The following is a 15,147-nucleotide window of genomic DNA, read 5'->3' as shown; positions in this document are numbered from 1 at the left end:
AGGTTACGGACGAGTACATGGTCGCGGGAAGGTCACTCCCAGCGGAAGAGCCTCGCCGCCGCGCCCAGGCCCAGGACCGACCATCCCGCGAGCACGGCCAGGTCGCCCCAGGGCATCCCGGAGCCGTCCCGCAGCACCTCGCGCAGCCCGCCCGACAGCGCCGAGACGGGCAGCAGGCCCAGCACGGACCGGAGGGCCTCCGGGAACTTCTCCAGCGGCACGATCACTCCGCCGCCGACCAGCAGCAGCAGGAACACCAGGTTGGCCGCGGCGAGGGTGACCTCCGCCTTGAGGGTGCCCGCCATCAGCAGGCCCAGTCCCGAGAAGGCGGCGGTGCCCAGGAGCACCAAGGCCGCCGCGGAGAGCGGGCTGCCGTGCGGGGACCAGCCCAGCCCGAAGGCGATCGCCGTCAGCAGGGCGATCTGGAGCACCTCGGTGAGCAGCACGGACAGGGTCTTGGAGACCATCAGCGCCCAGCGCGGCAGCGGGGAGGCCCCGAGGCGCTTGAGCACTCCGTAGCGCCGGTCGAAGCCGGTGGCGATGGCCTGCCCGGTGAAGGCGGTGGACATGACGGCCAGCGCCAGCACCCCGGGCGCGAGGAAGTCCACCGAGGGCCCGGCGCCCGTGTCCACGATGTCCACGGTGGAGAAGAGGACGAGCAGCAGGGCCGGGATGACCACGGTCAGGAGCAGCTGCTCGCCGTTGCGCAGCAGCATCCGCGTCTCCAGCGCGGTCTGCGCGGCGATCATGCGGGAGACGGGTGCCGCCCCCGGGCTCGGGGTGAACGTGCCGGCGCTCATCCGCGCAGCTCCTTGCCGGTCAGATCGAGAAAGACGTCTTCCAGGGTGTGCCGCTCGACCGAGAGGCCTTCCGGCATCACCCCGTGCTGGGCGCACCAGGAGGTGACGGTGGCCAGCAGCTGGGGGTCCACGCTGCCGGTGACCCGGTAGCTGCCGGGGCCGGTCTCGGCGGCCTCCGATCCGTCCGGCAGGGCCTTGAGCAGGGAGTCGAGGTCCAGGGCCGGGCGGCCGGTGAAGCGCAGGGTGTTCTCGGCCCCGCCGCGGCACAGGGCCTCCGGGGTGCCGTGGGCGATCACCCGGCCGGCGTCCACGATCGCGACCTCGTCGGCGAGCTGCTCGGCCTCGTCCATGTGGTGGGTGGTGAGGACCACGCCCACCCCGTCGGCGCGCAGCTCGCGCACCAGGTCCCAGGTGGCCCGGCGGGCCTGCGGGTCCAGGCCGGCGGTGGGCTCGTCGAGGAAGACGAGCTCGGGGCGGCCCACCACGGCCATCGCGAGGGCCAGGCGCTGCTGCTGGCCGCCGGAGAGCCGGCGGTAGGGGGTGCGCCCGCAGCTTCCGAGGCCGAGCCGCTCCACGAGCGGGGCAACCGGGAGCGGGTCGGCGTACAGCCGGGACATGTGGGTGAGCATCTCCACCGCCCGGGCGCCGGAGTACACGCCGCCGGACTGGAGCATCACGCCGATCCGCGGCCGCAGGGCCTCGGCCTGGGCGACGGGGTCGAGGCCGAGGACGCGGACGGTGCCGGCGTCGGGGCGGCGGTAGCCCTCGGCGCACTCCACGGTGGTGGTCTTGCCCGCGCCGTTGGGGCCGAGCACCGCGGTCACCGCCGCGGCCGGGACCGTGAGGTCCAGCCCGTCCACCGCGGTCTTGGTGCCGTACCGCTTCACCAGTCCGCGGATCTCCACGGCGGGGTCGTAGCTCATGCGGGGGAGTCTACGGAGCGTGCGGGGGGCCGGCGGTCCCGGGGTGAGCGGGGCGGAAGGCCCGGCGGGCATGACTTTCGCCCTCGGAATCCTCGAGGAGCCGGTTCCCCTGGGTGATCCCCTGCGGAATCCGCCGGCCGCGGTTCCGGGGCGGGCGAGGGCACAAGGGGCGCTGGTCGCGGCCGGGTGGAGGGGCCAAGGAGCGGTGGAAAGCGAAACCGGAATGCCTGTTTCCGAATCACTCTCCGTATAGAAATAAGGTAACCCTTAGTGATAGAGGACACCTGGAGTGGCGTCGGTCACGGCTTGTCGGGGCTCGCGTAATTACGCAACAATGGCGTTGTGAAAAACGGCGAACGGATGATCGAGGCCCCTCCGGGGGAACTCGCGACCGGGGAGCGGTCCACCCGCAACCGGGTCGCGCGGTCGATCCTGGACCACGGTCCCTCCACCGTCGCCGACCTCGCCCAGCGCCTCGGCCTCACCCAGGCCGCCGTCCGCCGCCACCTCGACACTCTCGTGGCCGACGACGTGGTGGCAGCCCGCGAGCAGCGCGTCTACGGAGCGCGCACCCGCGGCCGGCCCGCCAAGGTGTTCGCGCTCACGGACTGCGGCCGCGACGCCTTCGACCAGTCGTACGACTCGCTGGCCGTGGACGCCCTGCGGTGGATCGCCCAGGCGGCCGGAGGCGGGGAACAGGGCGAGGCGGCCGTCGCGGCCTTCGCGCGGGCCCGGCTGGACACCCAGGCCGAGACCTACCGGCAGGCAGTGGAAGCAGCCGATCCGGATTGCCGGACGGAGGCCCTGGCCAAGGCATTGACCGCCGACGGGTACGCTGCTACGGCGAAAAGCGCTCCCGGTCCGCACAGCGGTGAACAGCTTTGCCAGCACCACTGCCCGGTGGCCCACGTCGCCGAGCAGTTCCCGCAGCTCTGCGAGGCGGAGACCGAGGTCTTCTCCCGCCTGCTCGGGACCCACGTACAGCGTCTCGCCACGATCGCCCACGGCGACGGAGTGTGCACCACGTTCATTCCGCGAAGCGCCGCACAGACCCACACATCAGCATCTGCAAGCACGGCCGGGAGGAACCCCGCATGACCACGGAGATTGCTCACCCTGAGCTCGAGGGCCTGGGTAAGTACGAGTACGGCTGGGCCGACTCCGACGCGGCCGGTGCCGCGGCCAAGCGCGGTCTCAACGAGGACGTCGTCCGCGACATCTCGGCCAAGAAGAACGAGCCCGAGTGGATGCTGAACCTGCGTCTGAAGGGTCTGCGCCTCTTCGACAAGAAGCCCATGCCGACCTGGGGCTCCGACCTCTCCGGCATCGACTTCGACAACATCAAGTACTTCGTGCGCTCCACCGAGAAGCAGGCCGAGTCCTGGGAGGACCTGCCGGAGGACATCAAGAACACGTACGACAAGCTCGGCATCCCGGAGGCGGAGAAGCAGCGCCTCGTCGCCGGTGTCGCGGCCCAGTACGAGTCCGAGGTCGTCTACCACCAGATCCGCGAGGACCTGGAGCAGCAGGGCGTCATCTTCCTCGACACGGACACCGCGCTGAAGGAGCACCCGGAGCTCTTCCAGGAGTACTTCGGCACGGTCATCCCGGTCGGCGACAACAAGTTCGCCTCCCTGAACACCGCGGTGTGGTCGGGCGGATCGTTCATCTACGTCCCGAAGGGTGTCCACGTCGACATCCCGCTCCAGGCCTACTTCCGCATCAACACGGAGAACATGGGCCAGTTCGAGCGGACGCTGATCATCGTCGACGAGGACGCGTACGTCCACTACGTCGAGGGCTGCACCGCCCCGATCTACTCCTCGGACTCCCTGCACAGCGCCGTGGTCGAGATCATCGTGAAGAAGGGCGGCCGCTGCCGCTACACGACGATCCAGAACTGGTCGAACAACGTCTACAACCTGGTCACCAAGCGCGCCGTGGCCTACGAGGGCGCGACCATGGAGTGGATCGACGGCAACATCGGCTCCAAGGTCACCATGAAGTACCCGGCCGTCTACCTGATGGGCGAGCACGCCAAGGGCGAGACCCTCTCCATCGCCTTCGCGGGCGAGGGCCAGCACCAGGACGCCGGCTCCAAGATGGTCCACATGGCGCCGAACACCTCCTCGAACATCGTCTCCAAGTCGGTGGCCCGCGGCGGCGGCCGCACCTCGTACCGCGGCCTGGTCGAGATCGGCGAGGGCGCCGCGGGATCGAAGAGCAACGTCCTCTGCGACGCCCTGCTCGTGGACACCATCTCCCGCTCGGACACCTACCCCTACGTCGACGTCCGCGAGGACGACGTGACGATGGGCCACGAGGCGACCGTCTCCAAGGTCTCCGACGACCAGCTCTTCTACCTGATGGCCCGCGGCCTGACCGAGTTCGAGGCCATGGCCATGATCGTGCGCGGCTTCGTCGAGCCGATCGCGAAGGAGCTGCCCATGGAGTACGCCCTGGAGCTCAACCGGCTGATCGAGCTGCAGATGGAGGGCTCCGTCGGCTGACGCCGGCAGCAGCCCCCCTCCCGCAGCACAGCGAATTCTTTGACGAAGGAAGAGAGCAGAACGACAGCCATGGCTGAGGCTCAGAACATTCCGGCGGGCTCGACCACCGCCGGCGCGATCGCGGTGGCCGCCGAGTCCACCGTCGCCACCCGGATGAGCGCGCCCCCGTCCTTCGACGTGGCCGACTTCCCCGTGCCGCACGGCCGCGAGGAGGAGTGGCGCTTCACCCCGCTCGCGCGGCTCCGCGGCCTGCACGACGGCACCGCCGTCGCCAACGGCACCATGAAGGCCCAGATCGACGCGCCCGAGGGCGTCACGGTCGAGTCCGTGGACCGCGGCGACGAGCGCATCGGCAAGGCCGGCACCCCCGTGGACCGGATCGCCGCCCAGGCGTTCTCCTCCTTCGCCAAGGCCACGGTCGTCACCGTGGCCAAGGAGACGGTGCTCACCGAGCCGATCCGCGTCGCCCTGCACGGCGAGGGCGGCACGACCTTCGGGCACACCGTCTTCGACATCAAGCCCTTCGCCGAGGCGATCATCGTGATCGACCACACCGGCGACGGCGTGCGCGCCGCCAACGTGGACATCCTCGTCGGCGACGGCGCCAAGGTCACCTTCGTGTCCGTGCAGGACTGGGACGACACCGCCGTCCACACCTCCCAGCACAACGCGCTGCTCGGCCGCGACGCCTCCTTCAAGTCCGTCGTGGTCACCTTCGGCGGCGACGTGGTCCGCCTGCACCCGCGCGTCCGCTACGCCGGCCCCGGCGGCGAGGCGCAGATGCTCGGCCTGTACTTCACGGACGCCTCCCAGCACCAGGAGCACCGCCTCCTGGTCACCCACGACGCCCCGCACTGCACGTCCAACGTGGTCTACAAGGGCGCGCTGCAGGGCGACGGCGCCCACGCCGTGTGGATCGGCGACGTCCTCATCGAGAAGACCGCCGAGGGCACCGACACGTACGAGATGAACCGCAACCTCGTCCTCACGGACGGCGCGCGGGTGGACTCGGTCCCGAACCTGGAGATCGAGACCGGCGAGATCGTCGGCGCCGGCCACGCCTCCGCCACCGGCCGCTTCGACGACGAGCAGCTGTTCTACCTGCAGGCCCGCGGCATCCCGGCCGACGAGGCCCGCCGTCTGGTCGTGCGCGGCTTCTTCGCCGAGCTCGTCCAGCAGATCGGCGTCCCGGACATCGAGGACCGCCTGATCGCCAAGATCGAGGCCGAGCTGGAAGCGTCCGTCTGATGGCGTACCTGAAGGCCTGCGCACTGAGCGAACTGACCGAGAACACGCCCAAGCGCGTGGAGCTCGACGGCACCCCCGTGTCCCTCGTGTCCACCGAGGGGGAGGTGTTCGCGATCCACGACATCTGCTCGCACGCGAACGTCTCGCTCTCGGAGGGCGAGGTCGAGGACTGCCAGATCGAATGCTGGCTGCACGGCTCCGCGTTCGACCTGCGCACCGGCAAGCCGTCCGGCCTCCCCGCGACGCGCCCCGTCCCCGTATACCCCGTAAAGATCGAAGGGGACGACGTGCTCGTCTCCCTCACCCAGGAGTCCTGAGGCACCCATGGCTACGCTTGAAATCCACGACCTGCGCGTCTCCGTCGAGGCGGACAACGGCTCCCGCGAGATCCTCAAGGGCGTCGACCTGACCGTCAAGCAGGGCGAGACCCACGCCATCATGGGCCCCAACGGCTCGGGCAAGTCCACCCTGGCGTACTCGCTCGCCGGTCACCCGAAGTACACCATCACCGGTGGCTCCGTGACCCTCGACGGCGAGGACGTCCTGGAGATGTCCGTCGACGAGCGCGCCCGCGCCGGCGTCTTCCTCGCCATGCAGTACCCGGTCGAGGTCCCCGGTGTCTCGGTCTCCAACTTCCTGCGCACCTCCGCCACCGCCGTCCGCGGCGAGGCCCCCAAGCTGCGGCTGTGGGTCAAGGAGGTCAAGGAGGCCATGGAGCGTCTCCAGATGGACCCGGCGTTCGCCGAGCGCAACGTCAACGAGGGCTTCTCCGGCGGTGAGAAGAAGCGCCACGAGATCCTCCAGCTGGAGCTCCTCAAGCCGAAGATCGCGATCCTCGACGAGACCGACTCCGGCCTGGACGTCGACGCGCTGCGCATCGTCTCCGAGGGCGTCAACCGCGTCCGCGAGACCGGCGAGGTCGGCACCCTGCTGATCACGCACTACACGCGCATCCTGCGCTACATCAAGCCCGACTTCGTGCACGTGTTCGCGAACGGCCGCATCGCCGAGTCCGGCGGCGCCGAGCTCGCCGACCAGCTCGAGGCCGAGGGCTACGACAAGTACGTGAAGGGTGGCGCGACCGCGTGACACAGCTGCCTGGCCTCCTCGACCTCGAGGCGATCCGCAAGGACTTCCCCCTGCTGGATCGTGTGGTCCACGACGGGAAGAAGATCGTTTACCTGGACAACGCGGCGACCTCCCAGAAGCCGCGCCAGGTGCTCGACGCGCTGAGCGCGTACTACGAGCGGCACAACGCCAACGTCCACCGCGGCGTGCACGTGCTCGCCGAGGAGGCCACGGCACTGTACGAGGGCGCCCGCGACAAGGTGGCCGCCTTCGTCAACGCACCGAGCCGCGACGAGGTGATCTTCACCAAGAACGCCTCCGAGTCGCTCAACCTGGTCGCGAACATGCTCGGCTGGGCCGACGAGCCCTACCGGGTGGACCGCGACACCGAGATCGCCATCACCGAGATGGAGCACCACTCCAACATCGTTCCGTGGCAGCTGCTCTCGCAGCGCACCGGCGCGAAGCTGAAGTGGTTCGGCCTGACCGACGACGGCCGGCTCGACCTGTCCAACATCGAAGAGGTCATCACGGAGAAGACGAAGATCGTCTCCTTCACGCTGGTCTCCAACATCCTGGGCACGGTCAACCCGGTCGAGACGATCGTCCGGCGCGCGCAGGAGGTCGGCGCGCTGGTGCTGATCGACGCCTCGCAGGCCGCTCCGCACATGCCGCTGGACGTGCAGGCCCTCGGCGCCGACTTCGTGGCCTTCACCGGCCACAAGATGTGCGGCCCGACCGGCATCGGCGTCCTGTGGGGCCGCCAGGAGCTGCTGGAGGACCTGCCCCCGTTCCTCGGCGGCGGCGAGATGATCGAGACCGTCTCGATGCACTCCTCCACGTACGCCCCGGCGCCGCACAAGTTCGAGGCGGGCACGCCCCCGATCGCGCAGGCCGTCGGCCTCGGCGCGGCGGTGGACTACCTGACCTCGATCGGCATGGACAAGATCGCCGCCCACGAGCACGCGATCACCGAGTACGCCGTCAAGCGCCTGCAGGAGGTCCCCGACCTGCGGATCATCGGCCCCACCACGGCCGAGGACCGCGGCGCCGCGATCTCCTTCACGCTGGGCGACATCCACCCGCACGACGTGGGCCAGGTCCTCGACGAGCAGGGCATCGCGGTCCGCGTGGGACACCACTGCGCGCGCCCGGTCTGCCTGCGGTACGGAATTCCTGCGACCACCCGGGCGTCGTTCTACCTGTACTCCTCTCCCGCCGAGGTCGATGCGCTGATCGACGGGCTGGAGCACGTACGGAACTTCTTCGGATAACGAGGGCGACGAGGGCGCGAGGGCCGCTGTGAAGCTGGATTCGATGTACCAGGAACTGATCCTGGACCACTACAAGCACCCGCACGGGCGTGGCCTGCGCGACGGCGACGCCGAGGTGCACCACGTCAACCCGACGTGCGGCGACGAGATCACCCTGCGCGTGAAGTACGACGGCGAGACGCTCGTGGACGTCTCGTACGAGGGCCAGGGCTGCTCCATCAGCCAGGCCAGCGCGTCCGTGCTGAACGAGCTGCTCGTCGGCAAGGAGCTGACCGAGGCGCAGAAGATCCAGGACGTGTTCCTGGAGATGATGCAGTCGAAGGGCAAGATCGAGCCCGACGAGGCCATGGAGGAGGTGCTGGAGGACGCCGTGGCGTTCGTCGGCGTCTCCAAGTACCCGGCTCGTGTGAAGTGCGCTCTGCTGAGCTGGATGGCCTGGAAGGACGCGACCGCCCAGGTCCTGGGCGGCGCCGAGAGGAAGACGGCATGACCGAGAACGCAACGCCCGAGGCGACGACCAAGCCGGCCACCGAGGAAGAGGTCCGCGAGGCCCTCTACGACGTGGTCGACCCGGAGCTGGGCATCGACGTGGTCAACCTGGGCCTGATCTACGGGATCCACATCGACGACTCGAACGTGGCCACCCTCGACATGACCCTGACCTCGGCGGCCTGCCCGCTGACGGACGTCATCGAGGACCAGGCGAAGTCCGCCACCGACGGCATCGTCAGCGAACTGCGCATCAACTGGGTCTGGATGCCCCCGTGGGGCCCGGACAAGATCACGGACGACGGCCGCGAGCAGCTCCGCGCCCTCGGCTTCAACGTCTGATCGGCATTCCTGGGCTCGGCTCGCCCAAGGTGGCCGCGCCCTGCGAAGGGGCCCCGCGCAAGCCGCGGGGCCCCTTCGGCGTTTTCAGCGCCGCCGTCCGACCACCTCCGCGAAGGTGCGGAACGCGGTGACCCGAAGGTCACCATCCAGGCCGTGCAGGGCTGCAAGCAGACCGATCAGCAGTATGAGACAGATGGCCACCGAGAAGAGGCCGGCCAGGACGAGGAGCATGCTGAGCTCCATGCGACATCTGTTCCCTTCGACGAGGTGATGCGGGAGGCAGCGATCCGGTGATCGCGCCATCACTCAACAGCCCCCGACCCCAAGGAGACCGTCGCCGTCTTCAGAAATCCGACATCACCCCAGGTCAGTGCCCAAGGGCGAAAGATTTCGACAGGGTTCCCGAAAGGTCCGGGACAGGATCGGCGACAGCTGCCGGCCGGATTACTGACGGAAGCCGCGCTGCGGATCGCGCGCATCGTCCTGCCGGAAGGGCTCGAACCACTGGGCGGCTTCCAGGTTGGCCATGCCCATGTGATGGTGCAGCGTGCCGTCGGGGTCTTCGATCCCCTGCGACCAGGGCTCGTAGAGGAACAGCACGTCCGTGTCCTCAACCAGCGAGTACAGGCAGTCCTCGAACTCGTAGTCGGTCGGGCTTGGAGGCAGGTCTGCCACGAGCCGCTCGACCCGCTCGGGCATGTCCTGCACCAGAGCCGATGCGTACGGGGTTGCCAGGTGAAGGGCCATCTCCTCACCCGTGCAACGGGGGTGCGGCCAGCCACCGCCGTCGATGTCGTCGGCGAGATCGTCGAAGCAGCGGGCCATCCGACGGCGCCACGCCCCGTCCATGCGCCATGTGAGCACGGGCAGGTCGCTCAGGACGTAGGCGTAGCGGCCCTGGAGGTCGACTGGATCGTCCCCGGCCTCTGCTGCCGACTCGTACGTGGCCTCCGCCAGATCCCTGAGCGCATGCAGGAGCACCCTCAGAGTGCGCGGCGTCGGGCCCCACTCTCCGTCCTCCTCGTCGTATTCGTCTTCCTCCTCCCGGATACCTCGCAGGTCCTCGCCTTCCAGGTCCGCAGCATCGCCATCCGGCGTGACCCCCGCCCCGTCGGTCTCCGCCGCGTCCTGTTCCGCCGGGGTGTCCGTGGCCCCTGCGGACACCCCGGCGGTCAGCTGCGGAGGGCGACGGAAGCTGTACGCCTGGGACACCTCGTCGCCGGCGTCGGCAGCCCGGGCGTACCACGCGTCGGCCGCCACCCGGTCCTGCCGCCGGAACGCAAGGTTTCCCATGACGCGCAAGGACAGGACGTCTCCGGCAGCAATGGCGCGCTCCAGCCATCGGACGGCCTCTTGGAGGTCCTCGTGTTCGTACAGGACGCCCAGGGATCGCATGGCTTCCGGCTTCCCTTCGTCGATGAGGGGCTTCAGTGCGCGGAGCGCGATGTCCATGCGGCGATTGGCGTAGCCGGCGAAGGCGATGCTGTAGCGCTGGTGCTCTGCTGTCCCCGCGTCAAGGGCGAGCTGCCAGATCCGGTCCGGAAGGAGAGTGGGGGAGGGGCCGCGCTCTCGCAGGTGCGCATCGAGGAGGTACTCGAAGGCGCGATAACCGCCCCCCTCGGGGAGCAGCAGGCGGGTTGCGCCGCCTCGGACGGTAGTGGCCCACTGCTGTGCGTCGTGCAGGGACTCCGGGGATATGAGCTGCTTGTTGGTGCCCGGGATGTAGTCCTCGTGGACGGCCTCCAGGAGTTCCATCGGTGCCGGGTCCTCCAGCCCGGCCAGGGCGAGGTCGATCGCGGCCCAGACGAGGGCGGCCCCCCGGGGGTGACCGCCGACGACGGAAGCCCCATGCAGCTCCCGCCACAATTGGGGCCCCGAGGCGAGCGTTTCAGCGATGCCGAAGTTGTCCGACTGCCCGAGGGCCAGCCGGATACGGGGATCCCGAGTCCGCCGGTAGGCCTGTCGGGCACGTTCCACCTCGTCGGCCGACCACAGCCGGTGGATCTCGATCTGCTCAGCCATCCCCACCAGTTCGTGCCCGGCCCGGGCATGGCGGGTTCGTATGGTGGCGAGCACGGTGGCCTCGGCGGCACGCAGCGCCCGAATGGACAGCAGGTCGAGTCCCTCGGAACCACCGAGATAGCGCTCCAGGTCGTCCAGCCACAGGACACACCGCTCGCCGTCCCGTGCGGCGCGGGACACCGCTTCGACCGCCTCTGCCACCGCGGCCGGTGTGGTCGGGATCACCAGCAGATGGTCGGGCAGGACGGCGGAGACTGCTTCGAAGGCGCACCGGGTCTTACCAGCCGTGGAGTCCCCGACGAGCAGGACCATCCCTCCCGTCCCCTCGTTCCGGGCCAGCGCGGAGCGCACCCGGGCATCCGCGTCGCGGGGGACGTAGGCGGGGAGGGCGTCACCGGATTCCGAGGTCGCGGCGCGGTGCACCCGCATCTCCAGGGCGTCTGCCTCCCGCACTCGCAGTACCACCGCACGTGTCGTTGGAACAGGTGCGTCCGCACACGCCCTGTCGTAGAGCGGCTTCCACCGGGAGCGCAGCAGTTCGCCGGGAGCGATGTCCGCGGTCTTCGCAAGACCCATCAAGAAGGATTCGAGCACGGCCCAACTGGCCGGCAGCCGCTTCTCGTTCCGCCACTGGCTGATCGCCGCGACGCTCACCCGGGGCATCCGGTCGTTGTTTCCGGTGGCCCGCGCCACCGTGGCCTGAGTGACCTTGCCGCCCGCGGGGGCCACGTCCATGACTGCACGGATGGCCCGGGCGAATTCGGCCCGGGCCTGGCCCGGACGAGAGGTGTCGTTCATACCTGGATGTTCCGTCGGGCCACTGACAATCGAGCTTGGTCTGACTGGTTTTGATGCATTCCATGGAGCGGATGACCGTCTCGCGTCGGTGACTGTTTGCCTGCTGGTCGTTCCATGTCCGTCGTGACGTGAGGAAGGGGGCCGAGTCTGCTCGTCGTCGGTACCAGGCCGTCAGACGCGACGAGAGGCTCGAAGTGCACCTTCACGTATCCCAGATCACTCGCCGGATCGCCCTGGTGACCGGTGCGGCCGGGCTGGCCGCGGCCGGGCTCGCGGCGCCCGCGCAGGCCGTGACGTACGGGACGCCGACGATCTCGCTGTCGGCCGGGTACCTGTCGGGTGCCGTCGGGGCGGTCGGCGACCCGGTGGTCACCGTGACCGTCGGGCAGAGCGGGGCGGATGCCGGGGCGCTGGCCTTGGCGGTTTCCGCGAGCAGCGCGCCCTCCGTGGCGGGCACTGCGGACGTCACCGTGACCGGCGCCGGCGCGGTCCGGCAGCTCGCCGTCGCCGCGCGCGGCCGGGGGTACGCCAACCTCACCGTCAAGGTCACCGGCCTCGGCGGCAAGACCGCCACCAAGACCCTGTCGTACGCGGCCTCCGCCGCCGTGCAGAACCCCGCCGACGCCCGCTACCTGACCGGGGCCTCGGACTCCTCGGCCGCCGTGGACGTCGGGGGCGGCTACGCCGTCGTCGCCGACGACGAGTCCAACGTGCTGCGCCTGTACCACCGGTCCGCCTCCGGAGCGCCCTTGCGGACCTGGGACTTCAGCTCGCAGCTCGGGGTCGCCAAGGAGGTCGACATCGAGGGCGCCGCCCGGGTCGGCAACACCATCTACTGGACCGGCTCGCTCGGCAACAACAAGGACGGCGAGTACAAGGCCGCCCGCAACACGGTGTTCACCACCACGGTGACGGGCTCCGGTGCGGACGCCCGGCTGGCGTTCGGCGGCGCGTACCGGCACCTCCGCGAGGACCTCGTCGCCTGGGACACCGCCCACGGCAACCGGTACGGCTTCGCGGCGGGCACGGCGGCCGGCCAGGCGCCCAAGCAGATCGACGGCTTCAACGTCGAGGGGCTGGAGTTCGCGCCCGGCTCCACCACCACCGCCTACCTCGGCTTCCGCGCTCCGCTGGCGCCGGCCGTCCCCGGCGGCCGGGCGCTCCTGGTGCCCGTGACCAACATGGACAAGGTGGTCGGCGGGGCCAAGGCCGTCTTCGGCACTCCGGTCGAGCTGGACCTCGGGGGCCTGTCGGTGCGCGACCTCCGCAGGAACGCCGCCGGGCAGTACCTCGTCCTGGCCGGCAGCTGGGCCGCCGACGACAACACCGACCCGTACGCGCTCTACTCCTGGGACGGGATCCCCGGGCACGCCCCTGCCAAGGTGCGGGACCTGCCGACCGCCGATGCGGGGGGCTGGGAGGCCGTGGTGGACGTGCCGGACCTGACGGCGCCGGGCGCCCGCGTCCAGCTGATCACGGACAACGGGTCCGCGGACCTGTACGGGGACGGCACCGAGGCCAAGGACCTCACGCACCCCGAGTGGAAGAAGTCCCGGGCCGCCTGGTTCACCCTCGGTCAGTAGCCGGCCGGGCCGCCCGGATGCGGTCCCGCGGCGGCGGGGCCGCCCGCCGGGGGGTTGGCCGCGAGCAGCTGCGCCGCGAGGTCCTCGCGGCGCAGCCGCCGGTCCACGTAGACCAGCCCGCCGAAGAGCTGGGTGAAGCCGACCTGGAAGACCTGTCCCACCGTGGTGCCGAGCAGGACGCACAGCAGGTAGACCACCATGCCGGCGACCGCGCCGAGGGTGGCGGCCCCGCCCGCGTCGGCGTCCACGGCCGCGGGGACCACCGCGAGCATGCCGGCGGCGAAGAACGGCAGCTGGACGAGGTTCGCCACGACCGCCGCGATCACCGTGGACAGCAGGGCCATCCCGAAGACCCGCCACCAGGCCCCCCGGACCAGGCGCGCGGAGCGGCGCAGCGAGGCCACCGGGCCGAGCCCCTCGCAGACGGCCACGGCCGGGGCCAGGCTCAGCCGGACGCCCAGCCAGACGGCCACCGGCACGGCGGCCAGGAAGAACAGCGGGGCGAGCAGGACGGGCCCGGGCCCGTCCGAGCCGCCGGCGTCCAGCGCGGCGAGTCCGATGGTGGCGGCCACGGCGAGCAGCACCGGGGCGCCGGCGATCAGGCAGGTCAGGGCGTAGGCCCCGGTGACGGACGGCAGCCGCGACCAGGTGCGCCGCCACATGGCCCGGAACGGCGCGGGCCGGCCGAGCACGGCCTCCTGGAGCACCGCCGGGCTCACGGTGGCGCTCACGGCCATGCCCAGCAACAGGACGAGCACCGCGAGGATGCCGAGCGGGACGGCGGCGGCCAGCACCGGGGTCAGGTGCTCGGCGGGGACCTCCTCGCCTTCGGAGAGCCCGAAGAGGATGCTCAGGTGCTCGTGCACCAGGGCGTACGCGATCCCGCCGCCGAGGGCCACCACGAGGATGCCGAGGCCCTGCGCGGCGACGGTGACGCCGATCAGCGGCTTCCAGTGGCGGCCGAAGGCGGCGAAGGCGCCCGAGATCACCTCGCCCACCGTGAGCGGCCGCAGGGGTATGACCCCCGGCTGCGGAGCCTGGGGCGGCAGCCAGCCGCCGCCCCAGGGCTGCGGTCCCCACCCCGTGTGCTGTGCCATCACTGCGCTCCGTACGTTCCCGGCCCTGATCGGACGGACACCGTAACCCGGGGCCCGGCAGGCCGGGAGGGCCGGGAGCCGCCCGGGTTGTGTACGGGCGTACACAAGGCTGTGTACGCTCGTACGCATGCCCTACGTGTTGCTGGCCGCGGCCATCGCGGCAGAGGTCGCCGGAACCACCGCCATGAAGTACAGCGAGGGTTTCACCCGGCTGTGGCCCTCCCTGGGCACGGCCGCCGGCTACCTGATCGCCTTCACCCTGCTCTCCCAGACCCTCAAGTCGATGTCCGTCGGTACGGCGTACGCGATATGGGCCGGCGTGGGCACCGCCGCGATCGCCGCCATCGGGATGCTCTTCCTCGGCGAGTCGGCCGGCGCCGCCAAACTGCTCGGCATCGCGCTGGTGATCGGCGGGGTGGTCCTGCTCAACCTGGGCGGGGCGCACTGATGGCCGGAGTGCGCCGGTACGACCCGCACCGGCGGGCCCGGATCGTGGACGCCGCGATCCGGGTGGTCGGGGCCAAGGGCATCGCCGGACTGAGCCACCGCTCGGTCGCCGCCGAGGCGGACGTGCCGCTCGGCTCGACCACGTACCACTTCAAGACCCTGGACGACCTGCTGGTCGCGGCGCTGCGGCAGGCCAACGAGGGCTTCGCGCGGCGGGTGGCCGGCCACCGGGAGCGGGTCCCCGCGGGCACCGCCCTCGCGGAGGTGCTCGCGCAGCTGCTGGGGGAGTGGCTGACCGCCGACCGGGCCGCGGCCGAGCTGGAGTACGAGCTCTACCTCGCGGCCCTGCGGCGGCCGGCCCTGCGCCCGGTGGCCGCCGAGTGGTACGAGGCGATGGAGGCGCTGCTCGCCGACGTCACCGACCGGGCCACGGCCCGGGCGCTGGTCGCGGCCATGGACGGGGTCTGCCTCCAGGTCCTGCTGACGGGGGCGCCGTACGACGAGGAGTGGGTGCGGGGGGTGCTGGCGCGGCTGATCCCCTGAGCG

At 70.7% G+C, this 15,147-nt stretch carries 16 protein-coding genes; 11 read left to right on the top strand and 5 right to left on the bottom strand.

The annotated features are described in order from the left end of the window. Nucleotides 1–32: 32 nt before the first annotated feature. Nucleotides 33–800, bottom strand: coding sequence for an ABC transporter permease (locus tag ACZ407_RS19865; protein ID WP_468129897.1), 768 nt, complete (start codon nucleotides 798–800; stop codon nucleotides 33–35). After that, nucleotides 797–1,723: an ABC transporter ATP-binding protein gene (locus tag ACZ407_RS19860; protein WP_468129895.1), complete on the bottom strand. Its 927-nt coding sequence runs from the start codon at nucleotides 1,721–1,723 to the stop codon at nucleotides 797–799. The genes ACZ407_RS19865 and ACZ407_RS19860 overlap by 4 nt, the downstream gene beginning before the upstream one ends. A 360-nt stretch (nucleotides 1,724–2,083) precedes the next feature. On the opposite strand from ACZ407_RS19860, the gene ACZ407_RS19855 reads away from it, so the two are divergent. The 8 genes from ACZ407_RS19855 (at nucleotide 2,084) to ACZ407_RS19820 (ending at nucleotide 8,654) form a co-directional block, all read left to right on the top strand. Then, the gene (locus ACZ407_RS19855) at nucleotides 2,084–2,821 is read left to right on the top strand and encodes a helix-turn-helix transcriptional regulator (protein ID WP_468130058.1); all 738 of its coding nucleotides are present in this window, start codon (nucleotides 2,084–2,086) and stop codon (nucleotides 2,819–2,821) included. After that, a complete protein-coding gene (gene sufB / locus ACZ407_RS19850; protein WP_468129893.1) occupies nucleotides 2,818–4,233 on the top strand; it encodes a Fe-S cluster assembly protein SufB in 1,416 nt (471 codons plus the stop codon). The genes ACZ407_RS19855 and sufB overlap by 4 nt, the downstream gene beginning before the upstream one ends. Nucleotides 4,234–4,302: 69 nt before the next feature. Further along, nucleotides 4,303–5,481, top strand: a complete 1,179-nt coding sequence (gene sufD, locus ACZ407_RS19845; RefSeq protein WP_468129891.1) for a Fe-S cluster assembly protein SufD — start codon at nucleotides 4,303–4,305, stop codon at nucleotides 5,479–5,481. Then, a complete protein-coding gene (locus ACZ407_RS19840; protein ID WP_468129889.1) occupies nucleotides 5,481–5,798 on the top strand; it encodes a non-heme iron oxygenase ferredoxin subunit in 318 nt (105 codons plus the stop codon). Before sufD ends, ACZ407_RS19840 begins: the two co-directional genes overlap by 1 nt. Nucleotides 5,799–5,805: 7 nt before the next feature. Next, on the top strand, nucleotides 5,806–6,570 hold the full coding sequence (gene sufC / locus ACZ407_RS19835) for a Fe-S cluster assembly ATPase SufC (protein WP_468129888.1): 765 nt from the start codon (nucleotides 5,806–5,808) through the stop codon (nucleotides 6,568–6,570). Beyond that, nucleotides 6,567–7,823: a cysteine desulfurase gene (locus ACZ407_RS19830; protein WP_468129886.1), complete on the top strand. Its 1,257-nt coding sequence runs from the start codon at nucleotides 6,567–6,569 to the stop codon at nucleotides 7,821–7,823. Before sufC ends, ACZ407_RS19830 begins: the two co-directional genes overlap by 4 nt. Before the next feature lie 28 nt (nucleotides 7,824–7,851). Further along, nucleotides 7,852–8,313, top strand: a complete 462-nt coding sequence (gene sufU / locus ACZ407_RS19825; RefSeq protein WP_468129884.1) for a Fe-S cluster assembly sulfur transfer protein SufU — start codon at nucleotides 7,852–7,854, stop codon at nucleotides 8,311–8,313. Next, nucleotides 8,310–8,654, top strand: coding sequence for a metal-sulfur cluster assembly factor (locus ACZ407_RS19820; RefSeq protein ID WP_468129882.1), 345 nt, complete (start codon nucleotides 8,310–8,312; stop codon nucleotides 8,652–8,654). The genes sufU and ACZ407_RS19820 overlap by 4 nt, the downstream gene beginning before the upstream one ends. Before the next feature lie 84 nt (nucleotides 8,655–8,738). Here ACZ407_RS19820 and ACZ407_RS19815 read toward each other — a convergent pair whose 3' ends face one another. Then, complete coding sequence (locus ACZ407_RS19815; protein ID WP_468129880.1) at nucleotides 8,739–8,897, bottom strand: hypothetical protein; 159 nt, start codon at nucleotides 8,895–8,897, stop codon at nucleotides 8,739–8,741. A 201-nt stretch (nucleotides 8,898–9,098) separates the two neighbouring features. Continuing rightward, on the bottom strand, nucleotides 9,099–11,474 hold the full coding sequence (locus tag ACZ407_RS19810; RefSeq protein ID WP_468129878.1) for a hypothetical protein: 2,376 nt from the start codon (nucleotides 11,472–11,474) through the stop codon (nucleotides 9,099–9,101). Between the two features lie 194 nt (nucleotides 11,475–11,668). Between ACZ407_RS19810 and ACZ407_RS19805 the strand changes: the two genes are divergently transcribed. Continuing rightward, entirely contained in the window at nucleotides 11,669–13,057 is a 1,389-nt protein-coding gene (locus tag ACZ407_RS19805; protein WP_468129876.1) for a hypothetical protein, read from the top strand. Here ACZ407_RS19805 and ACZ407_RS19800 read toward each other — a convergent pair. Then, nucleotides 13,051–14,154, bottom strand: coding sequence for a hypothetical protein (locus tag ACZ407_RS19800; protein ID WP_468129874.1), 1,104 nt, complete (start codon nucleotides 14,152–14,154; stop codon nucleotides 13,051–13,053). The two genes, ACZ407_RS19805 and ACZ407_RS19800, sit on opposite strands and share 7 nt — an antisense overlap. 127 nt (nucleotides 14,155–14,281) lie before the next feature. Here ACZ407_RS19800 and ACZ407_RS19795 point away from each other — a divergent pair, with 127 nt between their 5' ends. Next, nucleotides 14,282–14,602, top strand: coding sequence for a DMT family transporter (locus ACZ407_RS19795; RefSeq protein ID WP_468129872.1), 321 nt, complete (start codon nucleotides 14,282–14,284; stop codon nucleotides 14,600–14,602). Continuing rightward, nucleotides 14,602–15,144, top strand: coding sequence for a TetR/AcrR family transcriptional regulator (locus tag ACZ407_RS19790; protein WP_468129870.1), 543 nt, complete (start codon nucleotides 14,602–14,604; stop codon nucleotides 15,142–15,144). The genes ACZ407_RS19795 and ACZ407_RS19790 overlap by 1 nt, the downstream gene beginning before the upstream one ends. The last annotated feature ends 3 nt before the right edge of the window (nucleotides 15,145–15,147 follow it).

The sequence above is a fragment of the Streptomyces sp. NPDC030809 genome, from assembly GCF_055572195.1.
This window is presented reverse-complemented; position numbering and strand designations above follow the sequence as displayed.